An 18324-nucleotide genomic window follows, 5' to 3' on the forward strand; every position below is an offset into this window, starting at 1 on the left:
CGGCTCCTTAGCTGTTTACGGATGCGGCGAACGTCGCCAGATAGCTGTCGGTGATGCGCTGGCGGAAGGTTAAATCTTCCAGCGGTGGAACCGGCGTGTAGTCGTAATCGATAAAGAGCTTGCCCGCTTTCAGGGTGTCTTTATCGTTGGCACTTTCGTCGTACCAGGCAGACGCGCCCAGCAGATAACCGGCGCTGACCAGCTCGCGGAACTTGGCGTTGATGCCCGCGATAATCTCTTTCACCAGTACCGGCGTTAGCGGTTTATCAACCGCCCACATGTGCGCCTCGGCGATGGTGTCAGCCAGCACCTGCGCGGTGCGGGTGTAGTTCTCAAACTGGAACAACGGGTCGTCGCTGCAGGTGCGGTTGCCCCAGAAGCGAAAGCCATCCTTGCGGATCAGCGTGGTGACGTCCGCCTCGTTGAGCAAGTCGGCGTCGGTGCCAACCTGCTGCAAATCCCAGAATACCGACGCGGAAATCCCGGTCACGCCGTTGACGCCGACGTTCGACAGGGTTTTATGCCAGCCGGTGTCGTTGTCGATTTTGGCGCGCAGGCCAAGCGCGCGGGCGGTGGCGAAGGCCACATCCGACTTGTTGTTGGTGGTGTTCCATGCGAGGAAATCCGGCCAGATCACCATGATTTCGCGCTGGCTGAAGTTCTGGCGGTAAAGGCGGGCTTCGGAAATGGTGCTGCACTCCCACGCTGAGACGTAGGCGAAGGCGCGCAGCTGCTGCGCGATGCTGGCAAGCGCAGTCGCCACTTCCAGCGAGTCGAGTCCCGGCACGCCGAGGATGCGCGGCTTCACGTCGAGCTGCGTCTGCGCGGCGAGCAGCGCTTTCATGCCGGTGTACTGGCCGTTAAGGTCAGTGCCGCCGATGATGTTGGAAATGGTTTCGGCTTCGTCGTCGCCTTCGGCCACGCGCACCACGACGGTGACGGGCTTCGACTGATCGGCAATGGCCTGCAGCGCAGCGGCCAGCGTGCCTTTCACGCCCGCTTTACCAACTGCGCCTTGCACGTTGGTAATCAGAACCGGGGTATTGAGCGGAAAGGTTGCCGCGTCCGCATCATCGGCGGTGCAGACCATGCCGACAATAGCGGTGGAGACGGTGGAAATGGTGCGCGTGCCGTCGTTGACTTCGACGACGCGGACACCGTGATGGTAATCGGCCATTTGTAGCACTCCTGATTAAAGGTGTGCTCAGAGTGGCAGTTCAGGCGAGGCGGCGCATGCGGTTGCAGTTTGCTCAGAGGTGAGCGGACAAAAGAAAAGCCCCGAGGGGCTTTATTGCTTTGGCGTCTCAGGCCAGTCAATATCCGGCGCGGCACTCGCATCCACTGCCTGCAATGCATCAATGTAATCAAGCCAGATATTAAGGCTGGTTTTCTCAGCGTCGCTTATGCGCCCCAACGCCAGCTTCGTTTGCCAGATGCCGATGGCCTGCTGCGCATTTCCGAGAAGATTATCTTTGCGTTGCACCGCTTCCGCTGCCAACTCGGAGGGCGTCAGTGGTGGTAAGTCGCACCACTGCGGAAGCCCGTCCGTACCCGCCGCCATCATCTTGCCTGATGGCGCTTCCCCCATGAACTCAATGGCTGTTGGCATGCTGATTTCAAGCGCGTCATCCGGCCAGGTGCCTGCCAGCTCATAATCATTCCTTAGCGCAACGGCGCAAATCATATTGAATGATGCGCTGTAAACGTATTCGTTCATCAGTATCCCACTCCCCATACAGTGACGGTTGACGTCGATTTTGAGTAAGCGCTTGCCGCCGCAAACGACGCACGATCAATCACAGTGGAGGATGTGAACGGCGAGCCGTTTGTTGAATAAATTAGCGAATTGGTCAGTGCCTGAATGGTGATCAAGCAGGCCGTCGGAAATGCTACAGGCCAGGCGGAGTTAACTGATTGCATGCTCCCGTCAACCGACATCGGCACGCTCACGGCTTTCCATTGCAAAATCATGTTCCGAGCTACGCCCGAAATTATTACCGGAATTGACAGCCAGCCCGCACTGCTGGCAAGCGCTGAGGCAGCGGGCATTTTTGCCCCCTCCCCAAGCCCAAGGTTTCGCAGAAATGCGGCCACATCGGCGATGTCGCTGCCGTTCTTAGCAATGTCCATCTTTCCGGTCAGAGCGGTGGTCATGGTGGTGACAAACTTTGGATCGTTACCCATCGCAGCGGCCAGCTCTTTTAGCGTGTCCAGCGATGCGGGTGCACCGCCGTTAAGCACAGACAGTGCGGCAGCGACAAAGGCCGTTGTCGCCAGCTGCGTTGAGTCATCACCCGCCGCAGCCGTGGGCGCTTTGGGCTTGCCGGTAAACGTCGGGCTGGCTTTCGGTGCGTACTGCGTGTGCGGGTCGGCGGCTTTCAGGTGCGCGTCCATCAGGCTGTCCGCATAGGCTTTCACCTCAATAACCGCATCATCAACGTACTTGCGCGTCGCCAGCACCACAGCCGGGTCGATTTTCAGCGTCACAGCGGTGGTGCTGTTCACGATGATAATCATACGTACTGTCTGCGTGCGGCCGCTGCCTTCGGCCAGCATCGGCTTGTAGGTTTCGGCACAGTTCGCCACGGCAATCATCACGCCGTCGGCGTCAAACAGGCCAATCTCACGAATCCAGAAACCACCTTCGCCCTCCGGGATAACCTGCTCGGCAATAATCTGACTGCTGTTGGCGGTGTCGATAATTAGCGAGTTGAGCTGTGCGCGGCGCTTCTCGCCGACGAGCTTCGTCTGCGATGCGTCAGGCGTGGGTAGCGTGCCGCCACCGTCGCCGACCGCCATCGCGGTGATGTTTACTTTGGTTCCGAGCGCGGCGGCGTTTGCCAGAATAGCCGCGCCCTGATTGGTCAGCAGGGCAAAATATTTAGTCGTCATGCGCTCACTTCCGTCAGATCGATAAGATGTACCGCCGCGCCGGAATAAACCGCGCCGCCGGTGCTGATAATGTCTGGTGTGTAGGGATAAACGGTCAGCTCGTCGCCGCTGTAGCTGGCAACCGCAACCGGGATTGCGCCACTCGCATCAAGATTGATTGATAGCCCGATGAGGTGACGGCTGCACGGCTTGGCATCGGCAATCAGCCGCTCCAGCTCGTTGTACATTTCCTCAGTAATGCCGGTATCGAGCACGCCGACATCAAGGCGAAACGTGCCGGGCGCTTCATTGGTTTTCCACCACTCCAGCACGCGGATCAGATAACCCAGCGGCTCCACCACGCGCCGGATCGCGCCGATAGTGCCTTTGTGGCGATGCACGTAGCGCGCGGCCGCCACCACGTCGCGCTTAGTGGCTTCGCTCCAGCCTGAGTCCCAGCGGTCAACTGACCACGCCCACGCCAGATAAGGCAGCAGCGCCAGCGGGCAGGTGTGCGGGTTCCACAGCTGACGCAGCGGCACGTTCATCACGCTGAGATTTGCCAGCGCTTCGGCTGCGGCCACTTCCAGCGCCGACGAGCCGGTGGGCAGCAGGCGCTCACTCATCGGAACCCCCGACGCTCAGCGTGTAGCCGGTGCAGTAAGCGGCCTGCGTTTTATCGAGCACCACGTCGGCGGCGGGCTGGATCAGGTTAACGCGCTGCACACCTTCAACGTGAATGGCCGCATACAGCGCCGACAGGCGGATGTCGCGCCCGAGCCGTTTCTGCGCGGTGACGTAGTTGGCGAGTTTTGCCTCAGATGCCGCCCGCACCGGTTCCGCTTCGGGGCCAGGGTAAATGTAGATTTCGGCCTCAATCGCGTAGTTCACGATGTCAGCCGACCGCACGTTCACGCGGTCAGCTACCGGTCGCACGTTCTCATCGTTCAGCGCTTTATCGACCACGGCCAGCAGGTCAGAGGCGGCCGTGCCGTCACCCTCGCGAGCAAGCACCGTTACGGTGACAACGGCAGGCGACGGGCTGATGGCGGACGCATCGGCCACTCTGCCGTCGGCGCTGCGCGCGTGGTATTCATATGCGCCGGTCGGCCCCGCTACACTCAGCCCTTCAAAAGCAGCAGCAATGCGGGCGCGGTAGTCGTCGTTGCTTTCCATGATCGCCGCCGTCGGCGGAATCGTAGTGCTGTCGGCCGGGGTGATGGTCAGGCGTTCAACGCCGTTGTTTGCGCCAAGCTGGTCAAGGTCAGCATCCAGCGCGTAAGCCACCATGACGCCTTTTGCCGCCTCGTTGATGCGCTGGCGCAGCAGCACTTCGCGATAGGCGTTTTCCTGTAACAGCTTGACGATAGGTTCCGATTCGAGCGACAGCGTGCGTGCAATCGCCTCGCGCTGTTCTTCGGGATAGAGCGAAACCAGCGTGGCTTTGCGCTCGTCCAGCAGGGTTTCATAATCCAGCGTTTCCACCACGACGGGCGCGGGCAACTGGCTCAGGTCGATGGTTGCCATGTTCTCAGCTCACAGGAACGGTTAGGGAAAAGGGTTGCGTGGTGTCGGTGCGTGCGCCGGTCAGCTCGACCACCATGCCGCCGTTAAAATTAGAGTCAAAATTGATGCCGGTGAGTTTTACGCGCGGCTCCCACTGCAAAATCGCCACGTAACAGGCCGACATAATCTGCAGGCGCAGCGCTTCGTTCTGCGGCATTCCAATCAGCGCCGACAGCAGCGAACCATAACTACGCCGCATCACCCGCGAACCGAGCGGCGTGATCAGGATATCGCGCACCGACTGCCGGATGTGTTCGATGTCGCTCAGCGCCGCGCCGGTGTCGCGGTTCATGCCGGTGTACTTTGCCGCCGTCATATCGGTGCTCCTGTCTGGCCGCCGCTGTCGCCCGGATGTTTGTGCGTGTGCAGCACTTTGCCGTTTGAGCTGAGATTGCCGCCGCTGTGTGTAACGTTGCCTTTCATCGTGCCGCCGTCGGTGACATCAAGCTGCGCGGTTCTCAGCAGCTGTGTGCATTCAACCAGCGGGGAATCAAGCAGCACCTGCACGGCCGCGCTGATGGTCGCAGTCTGAATACCGCTGGCCGTCAGTGCGCCGGTCGCCGGTTCGTACTCGATCACTGCGCCGTCGGGGAATGACCAGTGCAGCGCATCGGCTGAGGCAGACGGGGCGGGATTGTCGTCAGAGAAAATGCCGGGCAGCACAAAGCCAGTATCGAGTTCGCCACCGAGGCATAAAACGAGCACCTGCTCACCCACCGACGGCGCATTCCACGAGCGGGTTTTACCGGCGCGGGCGTTGAGCCAGTGAAGCCAGCCGGTTGTGTTGCTTCCTGTGTCCACGCGGCATAACCCGTCGTCCAGTTTTACGGCGGACACGGTTCCGATGCGGATCAGGTTGCGCAGCAGGCGCAGGATTTCTGAGAGTTGTTCGTTCATCCATTAAAGATGCCTGGATGGTGAGTCTTGCTCAATGCATACTCGTCCGCTCAAGTACTAGAGAACAAAGCTGTTAACATGAAAGGACAAACTAAAAAGGAATCCCCATGCCTGATGCAAAGAAACCATCATTTGATAAAATCAAAAGTCATCCGTATGCATCCATATTCTTGGTTTTTTCAATTTACTTAATAATCACGATTATTTTTTCAAGTTTATTCCCTTGGTTAAGCAAGCACATACTGCCAAATACATCACTTGGAATTTACAATAAAGACTTTTGGATTAACCTGCTAATTAACTTAAATGCATCATTAATTGACTTTATTTTCTTTGGTATCGCCCTATTTATTTTCCAAAGAAGAAATGAAAGAAAAACATTAATTGAAGAAACAAAAAATAGTCTATCTGACATTTCCAAATACAATGATGTTACTTTAAATCTAAAAAAAGTTGGTTTAATCCGCCGCCTGAATGAACAAAAATGCCATACAATTACGATGCATAGATTGAACATTTCAGGTTCTGGCGTCGAAATGAGAGATGTAAAATTAATTGATTCTGATTTAACGGGATTAGAGAGTGAATCCATTTACTTTAACACTGTTTATTTTGAAAAATGCAATCTTAAATCATCTAACTTTCAGAGGAGTAAGCTTAGAAACCTAACCATGCTCGATTGCACTTTAAAGAATGTAAACTTCTCACACTCCAACCTGAAGGGGGCAATATTTAAGGAGTGCAGATTGATGGGCGCTAAATTCAATAACTGTAACTTACAGAGCGCAATACTCTCGGGCAGTAATTTAGAAAGGGTCGATTTCGAGGGGGCAAACTTAAACTTTTGCAATCTTAAAAGTGCTATAAATATCAATGCAACAGAGCTATGTAAAGCGGCAACTTTAAATTATATCGTTTTAGATCCGATAGTTGAGCTACAAGTAAGAAGCTTGAGAGGCGATGTGAAGTTTTCTCGATGAGATTTTAAGAGGTGAGGGGAATTGAACCCCATGACTAGAGCAAGCTCTAGCTGACCAACATCTTCCTTACCTCTGATTTAACTTTGAAATGAGTTATCTGTCAATACTCGCTTAAACTGGTAATAAGAATTCCTTCAATTATTTGTTGATCATTTTGACTAATGCCCAAGAGCGGGCGAGCTTCATATCGAACCTCTTTTCCGCCGCGTGAAGCTCGATCGCGCAGGCCATACTGATGCACCCGCACCATACGCTGCACGCTACCGGCAAACTCGACCACCGCCTCATTCGTGGTTGCCCGCGCCTTCAAATATTTTGCCGTGCGCAGTTTGGCGAACATCTCGCGCTTTACCCGGCCTTTCTTGCCGCGTATCGGCTGCTCTTTGCGCGGCTTATACGGCGTGCCGTCCGGTGACTGCTGGCGCTTGATGTTCTGCTGCTGGCTGGCGCGCAGCTTCTTCGCGATGTTGCGAGCCATCTCTTTGCGTGACTGTGCCGAAAGGTTGCCGATCAGCGCATTGAGTCGGTCATTAACCAGCTCTAAGTCGCACATGATTGCCACTCACTGATAAGCTGTCCGTATGCATAAAGCTGTACCGGCCGCGCATCATTCTCCGGCAGTGGATTTTCACCAACGTGCTCGACGTGAAGTTCATCTCCCACGCGCCGGATAATCACGCGTTCGGTGAGCTGCAGGTCAATGCTGATGTCGCTGGCCGTGTCGCTGACCACGTCCGCCTTGAATGTGAATCCGGTCTGCTGCTTCTCCTTCGTCGCCATGATGTCGGGTTCATTCACGCGCAGCCATTCCAGCATCGGCACGATTAACAGGTCAATATTGCCGGTGTAATCGGTGATAACCATGTTCAGTCGGTACTGATACTCAAACGACAGCGAGGTGGCGAGCGTCGAAACAACGCGCCCGCTGTCGATAAACACGTTCAGGCTGTCAGGGTTGCGCTGCAGCAGCGGCACGCTGTCGGTCAGCGCCTTGCGCAGTTGTTGCGGTTTCAGCATCGTGTTGCTCCTGGCACTCTTTGATGACTTCAATCTGCAGCCCGCATGACGCGAGCGCCGCCTCAAGCTGGCGGTTATCCGCCGCCAGATCGCCCGCCGTTTTGAGGCTGTTGCCCGGAACCGGGCAGCTTGTCACGCGCGGACAGCCAATCCAGATAATCTCTGGCGCTGGCGAAAGCGGGACGGCTGTGCAGCCGGATAACATCGTCAGGCAGAGCAGCAGCAGACCACTCACGTAAAATCGGACTCCCATCGGTTTCCCTCTGTATCTGTGCTTCGCGGGTTAAGGCTCCGGCGCTGGCGCGCCCCTGCATCAACCTCAGCGCGGCCTCGCGCTTCTGCCCCTGCTGGTTTTCACTGTTGAGACGGTTAATCGCTTTGTCGCGGCTCTCGATGCCCGCCGACAGCGTGCCGATGATGCGCTGCGCGCCCGCCAGTTCTTCACTGACCACCGACCAGCGCCAGCCGGTAAACGCCAGCGCCAGCAGCACGACGGCTAGTAGTGTTGCGGTAATGCGCATCACCATGCCCCCTCAAGACACCATGCCAGCTCGCGCACGCGGCGGTTATCCAGCCCCTGATTAAACACACCTTTCACGTACACCCAGCGCGGCAGCTGGTAGCAGGCTTCGCGCCAGCGCCCCTCGTTTAGCAACTTCACCATTGTTGAGGCGCAGGCATTGCCCGTTCCCACATTGAAAGCGAGCGACACCGTGGCGTCGTAGACCTTTTGCGGCACTTGTTCCAGCAGGCATCTCGCCAGTGCCTTTTCGGTGCGCAGCACGTTGGCAATAAACGTGCCCGCCGCCTGCCGTTCGGTAATGGTTTTACCCGGCACGACGCCGACCGTATTGCCGATGCCGTCCGTCCATTTGTCCGCGTCGCACTTGTACGGACTCAGACGACAGCCTTCGTAATCGGCAATCAGTTTCAGCCCCTCGATCGAGGTGTGCAGCTGTTGAAAGCCCGGCAGCGTGGCGGCGATTGCCAGCACCACGCCGACCGAGCAGCGCTTAACGATTTGCAGATTCATAGTCACCCCGGCTGATGCGCCCGCTCAGGAAAAGCTGATAGGTTTTGCGCCGGTAATACCAGCTCACGAGAAACATGCCGACACCGAGCACCATGCCGAGCAGCGTTGCCACGTCCTGCAAATCCCACTTGCCGAGCCAGCCCATCACCACCGCCACGCAGTAGGTGATAAAGGCGGTGATGCGCTCCATTGTGATGTTCATAGTCAGTCCCATAGGTTCACGGTTTCACCCGTTGACGATTCCGGCAGCTCGGGAAGGTCAACCGGCCAGCCGTGCGGCAGCACCGCACCGGCGTCGGCGAGACCGGGATTAATGGCAAGCACCGATTCAGTGACCTGCTGCGTGCGGCCGTAATGGCGATAACAGATGTCATCAACGGTATCGCCCTGCAGTGCGTTAACCCGCGTCACAGCAGGCTCACGATGCAGCCGGGGCGCTCGGCGACGCGGCTGATGCAAAACCGCGCGTCGCGCCAGTATTCGTCGGCGCTGGCCTCAACAGCGCTGGCTTTGTTTGCGCCGCTGGCATCGTAGCCGCGATAACGCTCGGCAATGGTGGCGGCGGTGATCGCCTCAACGGCCGCGAGGTAGTACGTGATTTTCTCACTTACGCCGTCCAGTGATTCGGCCGGAACATCGGCAAGCGTTTTGAAGCCCGCCGCCATGCGCTCGGCGCGCCACTCGTACAGCTCGGCGTTGACTTCGGCGATTGCCGTTTTCACCGCCAGCCGCAGGCGCTGCGCGGTGACGGTTCCCTCATAGCGCAGCGATTCTCGCAGCTGCAGCAGATCGATGTCAGGCCAGAAAAAGGTGTTCTTAACCGGCGGCTCGGCAGTCTCTGCCGGTCGCTGTGCTGCTATTACCAGCGTGCTCATAGTTGGCCTCAGAATAGGTGGGCGGTGGAGGACGGCGCAGACACTGAAAGTGCATTGCCGTCCTGCCGCCCTGCGCGGGGTCGCGTCCGGTCAGCGGCTGGCCTGCGCCTGCTTTTTCATGGCAGTCGCCAGCCGCTCAATGTCTTTTTTCACGCCGCAGCCCTCGTTGAGCTGCAGCGCGCGTTTCAGGTGATGCATGGCTTCCAGAGTCCCGCCCGAATCGCGATACACATACCCGGCGATTTTGTGCAGCTTGGCGCGCACCTGATCGGGCATGTCTTCGGCGTCGGTCAGCCGGATGGTTTCAAGCAGCGGCGCAATATCGACCGCCTCTTTTGCCGTCCAGGCGCGTGTTGCGGCGCTGGCCACTTCTTCGGCCAGCAGGTACGGCAGGCTGTCTCGCTTGAAGCCGTCGGGCGGCACCAGACCGTGCTGCAACGCATAACGGGCGATTTCAAGCGCGCCGGTGACGTCGCCGGTGTCCAGCCGCCAGATCATGACGGTCATCACGATGGCATCCTGCGCGCCGCGCCCGCTGTTCATCACGCCTGCAATCCACGGCAGGTAGTCGGGCAGCAGCTGGCGCTTAAGCTCCGCCTTGCGCTCGACCGAGTGGATTTTTTTCAGGCGGCGCTTGTCCTCGTTGAGTTTCACGAGCATCTGCTCATAGCCGGTGGCGTGGCGCAGCGGATTCGCGTTCCGCTGCGTTTCGGTTTCGGCCTGGACGCGCATCCGGTGACGGCGGGCGGGACTCAGCATGCGTTACTCTCCCGCCGGTGCTTCGGCTTCTTCCGGCGGCGTGAAATCACCGAGTTCGATGTTTTCAATCACGCAACCCGCCGCGTAGTCTTCCACCACGTAGTCTTCATTAGCCGACTCGTAGTTCTCGATGCGATCGCGCTTCGGTACTTCTTCGATGTGGCGTCGCTGCGTGCCTTCCTGCCAGTAAATCGACAGGTTATCGGTGCGGGTGATCATCATGGCGTTGGCCGGGAAGTACGGCACGCGCACGGCGGGCAGGTTGCCGATGCGCTTCTGGCTGATGATGAGGTCAGCGGCCAGCTGCTCGGTATTGGCCTGGCTCTGGTTGACGATCGGGAAATACTTGTCGGCCAGCAGCTGACGACCGACGATGACGACCAGCTCGGGGTCTTCCTGATACCACGGTTCAATCAGGTTGTTAGTGGCATCCATTACCAGCGCATCAAGGTTGGCGTAGTCGCCGCCTTTACCAATGCGGATGGTCGGTGAAACCACCGCACCTTCACCGTCGGTGATTTTACTCATCACGCGGGTCGGCGCTTCGTTGCGGTACTTCTGCAGCCAGCCCACGGCCACGTCCTGCAGCATAGGATTGGCCGCACGGTTCGAGGTCTTGGCGCGGTGCGTGCCGTTGAAACCGATCATGATGCGGTCAAGCGCCTGGCGCTGAATGATGGCGTCGCGCAGACGGGTCTGAAAATCTTCGTAGCGCGCCCACAGGTCAAGCGTGTTGTAGCGGATGTGGAAATCAAAGTTCACCTGCACGCACTCATAGCCCTGGCTGTCCAGCGAAGCAAAGTCAGCGGTTTCGCGCTCATCGCCGCCAGCGGTATCGGTAGTGCTGGCAATCGAGCCGGACACGCCGACGCCGATTTTCTCGCCCTTCATTTCAGGCACAGGCACGATGTTGATGCGGGTCAGAAACGCGGACGACTCCTGCACGCGGGTCATCAGCTTCTGCGTAACGGACGGCTCGACGCTGAATTTCTTGTTCATGTCGTCAACTTCGACGCCGTTCAGCTCGGCGACGCGGGACATATAGGCATTAAATTTGAAACGGGTTTGCTTGCGCATTGGCTTTCCTGTTTATCAGTGTTCGGGTTTATCAGCAGTCGGTCATCACGCTGCTTTTGCTGTCGCCGCCGGTGGCAGACGGACGGCGGTTAAAGTTGCCGTCGGTGCGGGTGAGCGAGTCCTGCAGCGCGCTCAGCGCTTCGCGATCTTTACCGTGTTCGGTTTCCAGCGCGTCGAGGCGTTCGGAGAAGGTTTTCTTCACGTCCGCCAGCTGCTGCGCGTAGCTTTCGCCGTTGTGCTGCACCTGCTCGGCGATGACCGTGACCGCCGCGCTCACATCGTTGAAACGCTCGTCGTCGGTTTTCTCTTTGCGGGTAAACAGCTCTTTCACGCGGGACAGCAGCGACGGCGCGGCGTCGGCTTCTTCATACAGCTCAATCAGGGTTTCTTCGGCGGCGGTAAACAGGTTGTCTTTGTCCTGCTTGCGCGACGCCAGCGGATTGGCTTTTGCCGTGGCGCTGAAGCTCAGAATCTCGGTGCCGAGGCTGGCCGGGTCGTCGGTGACGGCCAGACCAACCAGATAGGCTTCACCGGTGTCGGCAAACTTGGTGTTGATTTCAACCGAGGTGTAAATCTTCTGACGCGCTCTGGTCAGGTCGATCAGATCCGGCGTCGGGTCGATATAGCCGAACAGCGCGAGCTTGCCCGCCAGTGCGCCTTCGGTGATTTCTTCCACTTCAACTTTCGTCACGTCGCCGTAGCGGCGGAACGGGCTGTCGGCGGCGTAGCCTTTGATGTGCTCCATGTTGACGCGCGCGCCGTAGACGGTCGGGTCGTAGTTCTTCGCCATCTGCGAAATCCACTCGCGGGAAATCTCGCGGCCGTCGGTGGTTGCGCCCTCAACGGCGATGCGAAAACGCTTTGCTTTGGTTGTTGCCATTAACAGGCTCCGGTCAGTGGGTTGGTTCGGTTCGGGGTCAGTTTCCCCGCCGCACCTCAATCCCTCAACGAAAGCCAGCCCGCTCACGTACCAGCAAACAGCCAGTGCAGGCGCACCATTTTTGCCACCGGTAGCCTTAGCGGCATGAACATGACACCCGGCACCATCATCAGCGATCCGCGCCGTCAGGCTGCGCTGCTTTACTGGCAGGGATATTCCGTGCGCCAGATAGCAGAAGCGATCGGACAGAAAACGCCGACCGTGCAGAGCTGGAAGCTTCGCGACGAATGGGACAGCATCGCGCCCATCAGTCGCGTGGAAGCCAGCATGGAAGCGCGGTTGATTCAGCTCATCATGAAAGAGGTTAAGGGGAACGGTGATTACAAAGAGATAGATGCGCTGGGTCGCCAGATTGAACGGCTTGCGCGGGTTGAACGCTACCGCAGCAGCGGCAACGAGGCGGATCTCAATCCAAACGTGCGCAACCGCAACAGGGGCGAGCGCCAGCCGGTGATTAAAAACGTGTTCAGCGACGAGCAGACCGACAAACTCACCGGTCTGTTTATGGATAACTGCTTTGAGTACCAGCTCGGCTGGCACAAAGCGGGGCTGGCGCACCGCATCCGCAACATCCTCAAATCGCGACAGATTGGCGCGACCTTTTATTTTGCCCGCGAGGCGTTAATCGATGCGCTCACCACCGGCCGCAACCAGATTTTCTTATCTGCCAGCAAGGCGCAGGCGCACGTCTTCAAAAACTACATTCTCGACTTTGCCCGGCAGGCCGACGTTGACCTGAAAGGCGATCCGATTGTGCTGCCCAACGGCGCACGCCTGATTTTTCTCGGTACTAACGTGCGCACGGCGCAGAGCTACACCGGCAACCTTTACCTGGATGAATATTTCTGGATTCCGAAGTTTCAGGAGCTGCGTAAGGTCGCCAGCGGCATGTCGCTGCACAAGAAGTGGCGCACGACCTACTTTTCCACGCCGTCGAGCCTGTCACATAGCGCTTATCCGTTCTGGTCGGGCGAGTTGTTCAACAAGGGCCGACGCAACCGCGATGACCGTATAGAGCTGGATCTCTCGCACTCGCATCTGGCGAAAGGCGCGCTGTGCGGTGACGGACAATGGCGGCAGATAGTCACCGTTGAGGACGCGCTAACGGGCGGCTGCAACCTGTTCGACATCGATCAGCTGCAGCTCGAATACAGCCCGGCGGAGTGCCAGAACCTGCTGATGTGTGAATTTGTCGATGATGAGGCCAGCGTGTTCCCGTTCGCCGAGCTTCAGACCTGCATGGTAGACAGCATGGAAGAGTGGGACGACTTCAACCCTTACGCGCTGCGCCCGTTCGATTATCGCCCGGTATGGATTGGTTATGACCCATCGCACACCGGCGACAGTGCCGGATGTGCGGTGATTGCGCCGCCGCTGGTTGCGGGCGGCAAGTTCCGCGTGCTGGAGCGCCACCAGTGGCGCGGCATGGATTTTGCCGCGCAAGCGCAGTCGATTAAGGAGCTGACGGAAAAATACGTCGTGGAGTACATCGGCGTGGATGCCACCGGCATCGGGCAAGGCGTGTTCCAGCTCGTGCGCCAGTTCTTCCCGGCAGCGCGTGAAATCAAATATTCGCCCGAGGTCAAAACCGCAATGGTGCTGAAAGCGAAGGACACTATCAGCAGCGGCCGCCTCGAATACGACGCCGGGCAGACCGACATCACGCAGTCATTTATGGCGATCCGCAAAACCATGACCGCCAGCGGCAACCGCTCGACTTACGAGGCCAGCCGCAGCGAGGAAGCCAGCCACGCCGACGTCGCCTGGGCAATCATGCACGCACTGCTTAACGAACCGCTTACCGCTGCCAGCGGCGGCGCTAACCCTTCATTTATGGAATTTTACTGATGAGCAAACGCAACCGCCGCAAGGCATTCACCGCATCAACTCAGCCCGCGCAGGCATCATCGCAGCCGTTCGAGGCGTTTAGCTTCGGCGAGCCGACGGCGGTTCTCGATAAGCGCGACATAATGGATTACGCCGAGTGCATCCATAACGGCCGCTGGTACGAGCCGCCGGTCAGCTTCCACGGCCTTGCCAAGAGTCTGCGCTCGGCGGTGCACCACAGTTCGCCGCTGTACGTGAAGCGAAACATTCTGGCCTCAACGTTTATCCCGCATCCGCTGCTGAGCCAGCAGGAGTTCAGCAAGTTCGCGCTCGACTATCTGGTGTTTGGCAACGCCTTCGCCGAGCTGCGCCGCAACACGCTCGGCAAACCGCTGCGTCTGGAAACGTCACCGGCCAAATATACGCGGCGCGGCGTGGAGAAAGGCACGTACTGGTTTGTGAGCGAATGGAAGGAGGCGCACCAGTTCGAGGCGGATCAGGTGTTCCACCTTATCGAGCCGGACGTAAATCAGGAGCTGTACGGCCTGCCGGAATATCTCAGCGCGCTCAACTCCGCCTGGCTGAATGAAGCCGCAACGCTGTTCCGCCGCAAGTATTATCAGAACGGCGCGCACGCCGGTTACATCCTGTATATGACCGACGCGGCGCAGAGCAGCAGCGATATTGAGCGCATGCGACAGGCAATGCGCGACACCAAAGGAATCGGGAACTTCCGCAACCTGTTTATGTACGCGCCCAACGGCAAGCCGGACGGCATCAAGATTTTGCCGCTCAGTGAAGTAGCAACGCGGGATGACTTTTTCAACATCAAGAAGGCCAGCCGTGACGACCTGCTAAGCGCACACCGCGTGCCGCCGCAGATGATGGGGATTATCCCCGACAGCGCGGGCGGGTTTGGGGACGCGGTGAAGGCGGCGCAGGTGTTTGTTAGGAATGAACTGACGCCGTTACAAGAGCGGATGAAAGAGCTGAATCATTGGCTAGGGGCAGAAGTTATATCGTTCAGCTCGTACGAGTTAACTTAGCAACACGAGAGAAATTATGCTCAAGCAACTCCGCCTTGACCAGTTTGAGGTGGGGTAGTATTTGCCGCAGCAGACATAGCAGCTTGTATCGCGGTTGCTGTAAATAGTGTTTGGGAACCGCTGCCATTGTGATCAAAGACGTGAATTTGAGTTACTCTTCCAGAAGTGACTTTATGGAAAAAATCGACAAAATACTGTGGGTCATCGCTCACTGCGGTTACGCGAACAATAAAACCTTTGATATTTTCAATAAAATAATTCGCCGATGCAGCATCTGTTGCATTCGTAAACGCATTACCTCCAACTCTAGGCCTTCTGAAAACGATATAAGCAATTTTTAATTTAAAAAAATCGGATCGGACTATAGATGTATGCTTCTTGGAGAATTGATATAGCGTAATAATTCCCTCATGAATTTTATTCCGAATTTCCAATTTTTTTACGTTCCTTGGATTACCTTCTTTAAACTCAACAAAATAAAGCACATCTTCGTGCAAAAACAATGCATCTGGTGATTTTTCATTACCATCTACATCAGCACTGTAGGCATCGGAGCAATTTCTTATATTATCAAAATTTAGAGCCAACTCTTGAGACACTATAAAATCTCTGGTTCCAGTTGAATTACGACTAATAGTTGTTAACGGTAGAACTTCGCTTGGAAAATTAGCACAAAGAGCATTATACAGAACTGCCTCATTAGATTGCTGCGGCATCTGACTCATCTAATCACTCCATGTCATCAAAATTAGATTTAGAAAAAACATCGTCTACTGATTTTTTATTCAGTTCATGCATAGGTGCTGCCAATAAGTCTATTGCGTATGAAATATTTTCTGAAATGTTCGAAAACTGAGAAAATTTCAAATCGTCTTTTTTATGAGCCAAATAAAATTGATGTTTGATTCCTTTTTGGACACTAAACTCTTTCAACGCATGTACAATATATGGGCTGTGAGTGGTAATTATCAGGTCTACACCGCAACTAACTAATGTCGTTACAATTTCGCAATAAACAACCTGCCATTTAGGATGTAAATTCACCTCTGGCTCATCTAGAAGTAACAGACTGTTTTTCTTAGTATTACCCCCCTTGATCAGTAAGTCGAGCATACCAATAGCTTTAATTCCTGAAGCAATGTTTGTTGAGGATATAGAAATTCCATCTCGATTAAATACAAAATCTTTTTTATCAAGATCGTAATCTACACTACCATCCAACAAACCATTAATTCTTTTGGAGAGAACTGCCATTTCAGAGTCATCAAGAAACATTTCGAACTCAAAAAATCCGTACATTGAGTCACTTAATTTTGAAGACAAGTCTTTTAAATGTAAGGGGACGGATAATCGATTAGATGATGTATCGTCGAAAAGAGTTTTAGATGTCCTAACCATGTTATTAAATTGGATAATAGCAGGAGAGTCTACATAGGTGGCGTCACTGAAACCTAAGTCTTCATTAGCCTGATACCGAATAGAACCATCCCTATTCAAACTGATATCAATAATATCACTTGCACCATCTTTAATGGATATGGTTGCAGCGTTTTGAACATCACCACCTTTCTGTAATATTTCGCTTTTGAACTCGGAATAGAATGCTTTCTTAATCGCGCGATTAATAGCACCTTTTTTATCTTCCGGCTCGTTCAGTACATATTCAATTTTTGTGAAATTATTCTCAACCAACGAAAAAATTTCATTGGGTATTTCAATACCTCTTGAACGTGCATTTTCAAGTACGAAGAGAGCCTCGTCCTTAGCCATTCTATATTCGAGTCGCAGTTGATTTTGCAATCTTCTTGGCTGGAAAAAATCTCTAACATCTATCTCGTGAGTAATATTTACAACACGCCTCAACGCAAAGTAAATTTCCTCCAGATAAGAAAGTATGGTGACATCTTTACTCTCTTCTAAATCTTCTCTATATCTAGCAAATGCTTTTACTAATGAAAATAAAATCTTCCCAACTGTACTTTTACCAGTATCGTTTTCACCAGTTATTACAGTCAGGCCACCTATTTCAACCTCGGCTTTTTTAATAATACCAAAGTTATCGACTGTTAATTTCATTACTTTACCTATTAAATTTATGTGTAAGCATTAAGATGCTACTTATCATCTGCTCACCACATACTATTATATCTTTGGTTTAGCCGCCATAAGACCTTGCTAACTTCAAGAAAAGGTTTAGGTTAATGCTTGATAACACTGCAGCCATCTTAATCCTATAGGCATGAAACTATTCAGCTTTCAGCAATGGTTTTCGCATGTTGCTCTTGCGATCAGTTCGATGGAGGAAATCTAGGCCACTTTTTTAGTGCAAGAGTATTCAGGCAGAATGCGCGCAATGCTATCCCCGCCACGCCTACCCGCTTTACGTGTCGGTTTTCATGCACCTGCATCACATAAGCAAAAGCCCGCCAGATATGGCAGGCTGAGAGTTTCACGATCCTTTTGGGATCATGCAAATTCATGCGCTATATGCATGCACGGCTCACACAAGCTTGAAATCGTCCACTGATTCGAGTTTGAAGGTGCGCGGGTTTTCCTGCTCATTGATGTAATCCCACCCTTGACCAATTGAAACCGGATGGGGAATTTCGAGCATGAAGACAAAATCGTAAGTTTTGCCCAACCAAAATCCACCTCCGCATTCTTTCGGTCGCTGGAAAAATACCCACCCGCCCGGCTTATATCCCGTGAGCACTTCACCACGATAAACAACCTGGAAGAGATCGGGACTTTTCATAAACTAACGCCTCGCGATGCTCGTTGTTCAACCCTGCCGACGCCAAAAGCAAGTTTTGACGCCAGCACGGTTATCAGTGTTGCCAGCTGTCGTCTTCCCAAACTTGCTGGAGAATGCTCATGACATTTTTTCTTTCTTCATCCTGACGTAAACCACTAAGCTCAACGCCAGTAGCGCCGCCTTTACGAATGCGGATAGCCGTAGAGGGATATTGAGGCAGCAAGTTTTTTAATAATTCAGCCTCAAGTGCATCAAGCGTTGTCTGGCTTATTTTCTGCTCTTTGTCGATCATGATTTCAACGCGCATGGCAGCAACCTCAAGGATTATTTTTCTAACGGTACAGCCGAAAATACGACTGAAAATTGTTTGTTCGCCATTTCGGAACTACTCGCAATCTCAGCTATAAGGCTAAGCGCAATTTCCCTATCTCTTTCTTTGCAAAGTCCCTCACTGGTAAGCCGAGCTATAAGCTCAACACGTTCAAGCATTACCCGTTCTTGTAAGTCGTTATCCACGCGCCCTCCCCATCAAAATCACTGTACATATACACAGTATCATAGCAATCAGATTAAGCGGAAGAAAAATATGTTATTTGAAACAAGTTTTTATCTGCATGATATGAAACATCTTTATTAGCATTTACCCAGTGGCTAACAACACTCTAAAATCTCTTAAATTTA

At 54.5% G+C, this 18324-nt stretch carries 25 protein-coding genes and 1 pseudogene; 3 read left to right on the forward strand and 23 right to left on the reverse strand.

Annotated elements, in window-relative coordinates; all coding sequences use genetic code 11:
* Positions 1–7: 7 nt before the first annotated feature.
* From NQH49_RS16635 to NQH49_RS16665, 7 genes are all read right to left on the reverse strand, one after another.
* Entirely contained in the window at positions 8–1177 is a 1170-nt protein-coding gene (locus NQH49_RS16635) for a phage tail sheath protein (protein WP_256697489.1), read from the reverse strand.
* A gap of 111 nt (positions 1178–1288) precedes the next feature.
* On the reverse strand, positions 1289–1717 hold the full coding sequence (locus NQH49_RS16640) for a tail fiber assembly protein (RefSeq protein ID WP_256697490.1): 429 nt from the start codon (positions 1715–1717) through the stop codon (positions 1289–1291).
* Positions 1717–2892 (reverse strand): phage tail protein, encoded by a 1176-nt coding sequence (locus NQH49_RS16645; RefSeq protein WP_256697491.1) that lies wholly within the window; start codon positions 2890–2892, stop codon positions 1717–1719. The genes NQH49_RS16640 and NQH49_RS16645 overlap by 1 nt, the downstream gene beginning before the upstream one ends.
* Positions 2889–3497 carry a phage tail protein I gene (locus NQH49_RS16650; protein WP_256697492.1) on the reverse strand — a complete coding sequence of 203 codons (609 nt, stop codon included), beginning with the start codon at positions 3495–3497 and terminating at the stop codon, positions 2889–2891. Before NQH49_RS16650 ends, NQH49_RS16645 begins: the two co-directional genes overlap by 4 nt.
* Entirely contained in the window at positions 3490–4398 is a 909-nt protein-coding gene (locus NQH49_RS16655; RefSeq protein WP_256697493.1) for a baseplate assembly protein, read from the reverse strand. Before NQH49_RS16655 ends, NQH49_RS16650 begins: the two co-directional genes overlap by 8 nt.
* 4 nt (positions 4399–4402) lie before the next feature.
* Positions 4403–4753 (reverse strand): GPW/gp25 family protein, encoded by a 351-nt coding sequence (locus NQH49_RS16660; protein WP_256697494.1) that lies wholly within the window; start codon positions 4751–4753, stop codon positions 4403–4405.
* Positions 4750–5334: a phage baseplate assembly protein V gene (locus NQH49_RS16665; protein ID WP_256697495.1), complete on the reverse strand. Its 585-nt coding sequence runs from the start codon at positions 5332–5334 to the stop codon at positions 4750–4752. Before NQH49_RS16665 ends, NQH49_RS16660 begins: the two co-directional genes overlap by 4 nt.
* A 107-nt stretch (positions 5335–5441) precedes the next feature.
* Between NQH49_RS16665 and NQH49_RS16670 the strand changes: the two genes are divergently transcribed.
* A complete protein-coding gene (locus NQH49_RS16670; RefSeq protein ID WP_256697496.1) occupies positions 5442–6314 on the forward strand; it encodes a pentapeptide repeat-containing protein in 873 nt (290 codons plus the stop codon).
* 100 nt (positions 6315–6414) lie between these two features.
* On the opposite strand, the gene NQH49_RS16675 is transcribed toward NQH49_RS16670, so the two are convergent.
* From NQH49_RS16675 to NQH49_RS16725, 11 genes and pseudogenes are all read right to left on the reverse strand, one after another.
* Complete coding sequence (locus tag NQH49_RS16675; RefSeq protein ID WP_256697497.1) at positions 6415–6867, reverse strand: phage virion morphogenesis protein; 453 nt, start codon at positions 6865–6867, stop codon at positions 6415–6417.
* Positions 6855–7331, reverse strand: a complete 477-nt coding sequence (locus NQH49_RS16680) for a phage tail protein (RefSeq protein ID WP_256697498.1) — start codon at positions 7329–7331, stop codon at positions 6855–6857. The genes NQH49_RS16675 and NQH49_RS16680 overlap by 13 nt, the downstream gene beginning before the upstream one ends.
* Complete coding sequence (gene lysC, locus NQH49_RS16685) at positions 7264–7584, reverse strand: Rz1-like lysis system protein LysC (protein WP_256697500.1); 321 nt, start codon at positions 7582–7584, stop codon at positions 7264–7266. The genes NQH49_RS16680 and lysC overlap by 68 nt, the downstream gene beginning before the upstream one ends.
* Positions 7508–7858: pseudogene (locus tag NQH49_RS16690) on the reverse strand (Rz-like lysis system protein LysB); the annotation flags it as partial. The gene lysC and the pseudogene NQH49_RS16690, both read right to left, overlap by 77 nt.
* The gene (locus NQH49_RS16695; RefSeq protein ID WP_256697501.1) at positions 7852–8364 is read right to left on the reverse strand and encodes a lysozyme; all 513 of its coding nucleotides are present in this window, start codon (positions 8362–8364) and stop codon (positions 7852–7854) included. The gene NQH49_RS16695 and the pseudogene NQH49_RS16690, both read right to left, overlap by 7 nt.
* The gene (locus tag NQH49_RS16700) at positions 8345–8560 is read right to left on the reverse strand and encodes an HP1 family phage holin (protein ID WP_039335507.1); all 216 of its coding nucleotides are present in this window, start codon (positions 8558–8560) and stop codon (positions 8345–8347) included. The genes NQH49_RS16695 and NQH49_RS16700 overlap by 20 nt, the downstream gene beginning before the upstream one ends.
* A gap of 8 nt (positions 8561–8568) precedes the next feature.
* The gene (locus NQH49_RS16705) at positions 8569–8775 is read right to left on the reverse strand and encodes a tail protein X (RefSeq protein ID WP_256697503.1); all 207 of its coding nucleotides are present in this window, start codon (positions 8773–8775) and stop codon (positions 8569–8571) included.
* Complete coding sequence (locus NQH49_RS16710) at positions 8772–9239, reverse strand: head completion/stabilization protein (protein ID WP_256697504.1); 468 nt, start codon at positions 9237–9239, stop codon at positions 8772–8774. Before NQH49_RS16710 ends, NQH49_RS16705 begins: the two co-directional genes overlap by 4 nt.
* A gap of 90 nt (positions 9240–9329) precedes the next feature.
* A complete protein-coding gene (locus tag NQH49_RS16715) occupies positions 9330–9998 on the reverse strand; it encodes a phage terminase small subunit (protein ID WP_256697505.1) in 669 nt (222 codons plus the stop codon).
* A 3-nt stretch (positions 9999–10001) separates the two neighbouring features.
* Positions 10002–11075 (reverse strand): phage major capsid protein, P2 family, encoded by a 1074-nt coding sequence (locus NQH49_RS16720; protein ID WP_256697508.1) that lies wholly within the window; start codon positions 11073–11075, stop codon positions 10002–10004.
* Positions 11076–11106: 31 nt separating this feature from the next.
* Complete coding sequence (locus NQH49_RS16725; protein WP_256697509.1) at positions 11107–11955, reverse strand: GPO family capsid scaffolding protein; 849 nt, start codon at positions 11953–11955, stop codon at positions 11107–11109.
* Positions 11956–12099: 144 nt separating this feature from the next.
* Here NQH49_RS16725 and NQH49_RS16730 point away from each other — a divergent pair, with 144 nt between their 5' ends.
* Both NQH49_RS16730 and NQH49_RS16735 read left to right on the forward strand, forming a co-directional pair.
* Positions 12100–13863, forward strand: a complete 1764-nt coding sequence (locus tag NQH49_RS16730) for a terminase ATPase subunit family protein (protein WP_256697510.1) — start codon at positions 12100–12102, stop codon at positions 13861–13863.
* The gene (locus NQH49_RS16735; protein WP_256697511.1) at positions 13863–14888 is read left to right on the forward strand and encodes a phage portal protein; all 1026 of its coding nucleotides are present in this window, start codon (positions 13863–13865) and stop codon (positions 14886–14888) included. Before NQH49_RS16730 ends, NQH49_RS16735 begins: the two co-directional genes overlap by 1 nt.
* A gap of 20 nt (positions 14889–14908) precedes the next feature.
* On the opposite strand, the gene NQH49_RS16740 is transcribed toward NQH49_RS16735, so the two are convergent.
* The 5 genes from NQH49_RS16740 to NQH49_RS16765 form a co-directional block, all read right to left on the reverse strand.
* Entirely contained in the window at positions 14909–15613 is a 705-nt protein-coding gene (locus tag NQH49_RS16740) for a hypothetical protein (RefSeq protein WP_256697512.1), read from the reverse strand.
* Positions 15614–15617: 4 nt separating this feature from the next.
* Positions 15618–16964: an AAA family ATPase gene (locus NQH49_RS16745; protein WP_256697513.1), complete on the reverse strand. Its 1347-nt coding sequence runs from the start codon at positions 16962–16964 to the stop codon at positions 15618–15620.
* A 424-nt stretch (positions 16965–17388) separates the two neighbouring features.
* Complete coding sequence (locus NQH49_RS16755) at positions 17389–17643, reverse strand: hypothetical protein (RefSeq protein ID WP_256697515.1); 255 nt, start codon at positions 17641–17643, stop codon at positions 17389–17391.
* Positions 17644–17716: 73 nt separating this feature from the next.
* A complete protein-coding gene (locus NQH49_RS16760; RefSeq protein ID WP_256697516.1) occupies positions 17717–17950 on the reverse strand; it encodes a DinI-like family protein in 234 nt (77 codons plus the stop codon).
* A 17-nt stretch (positions 17951–17967) separates the two neighbouring features.
* Entirely contained in the window at positions 17968–18159 is a 192-nt protein-coding gene (locus NQH49_RS16765) for a hypothetical protein (protein ID WP_256697517.1), read from the reverse strand.
* Positions 18160–18324 lie beyond the last annotated feature (165 nt).

It is taken from the genome of Pantoea trifolii, from assembly GCF_024506435.1.
Lineage (GTDB): Bacteria > Pseudomonadota > Gammaproteobacteria > Enterobacterales > Enterobacteriaceae > Pantoea > Pantoea trifolii.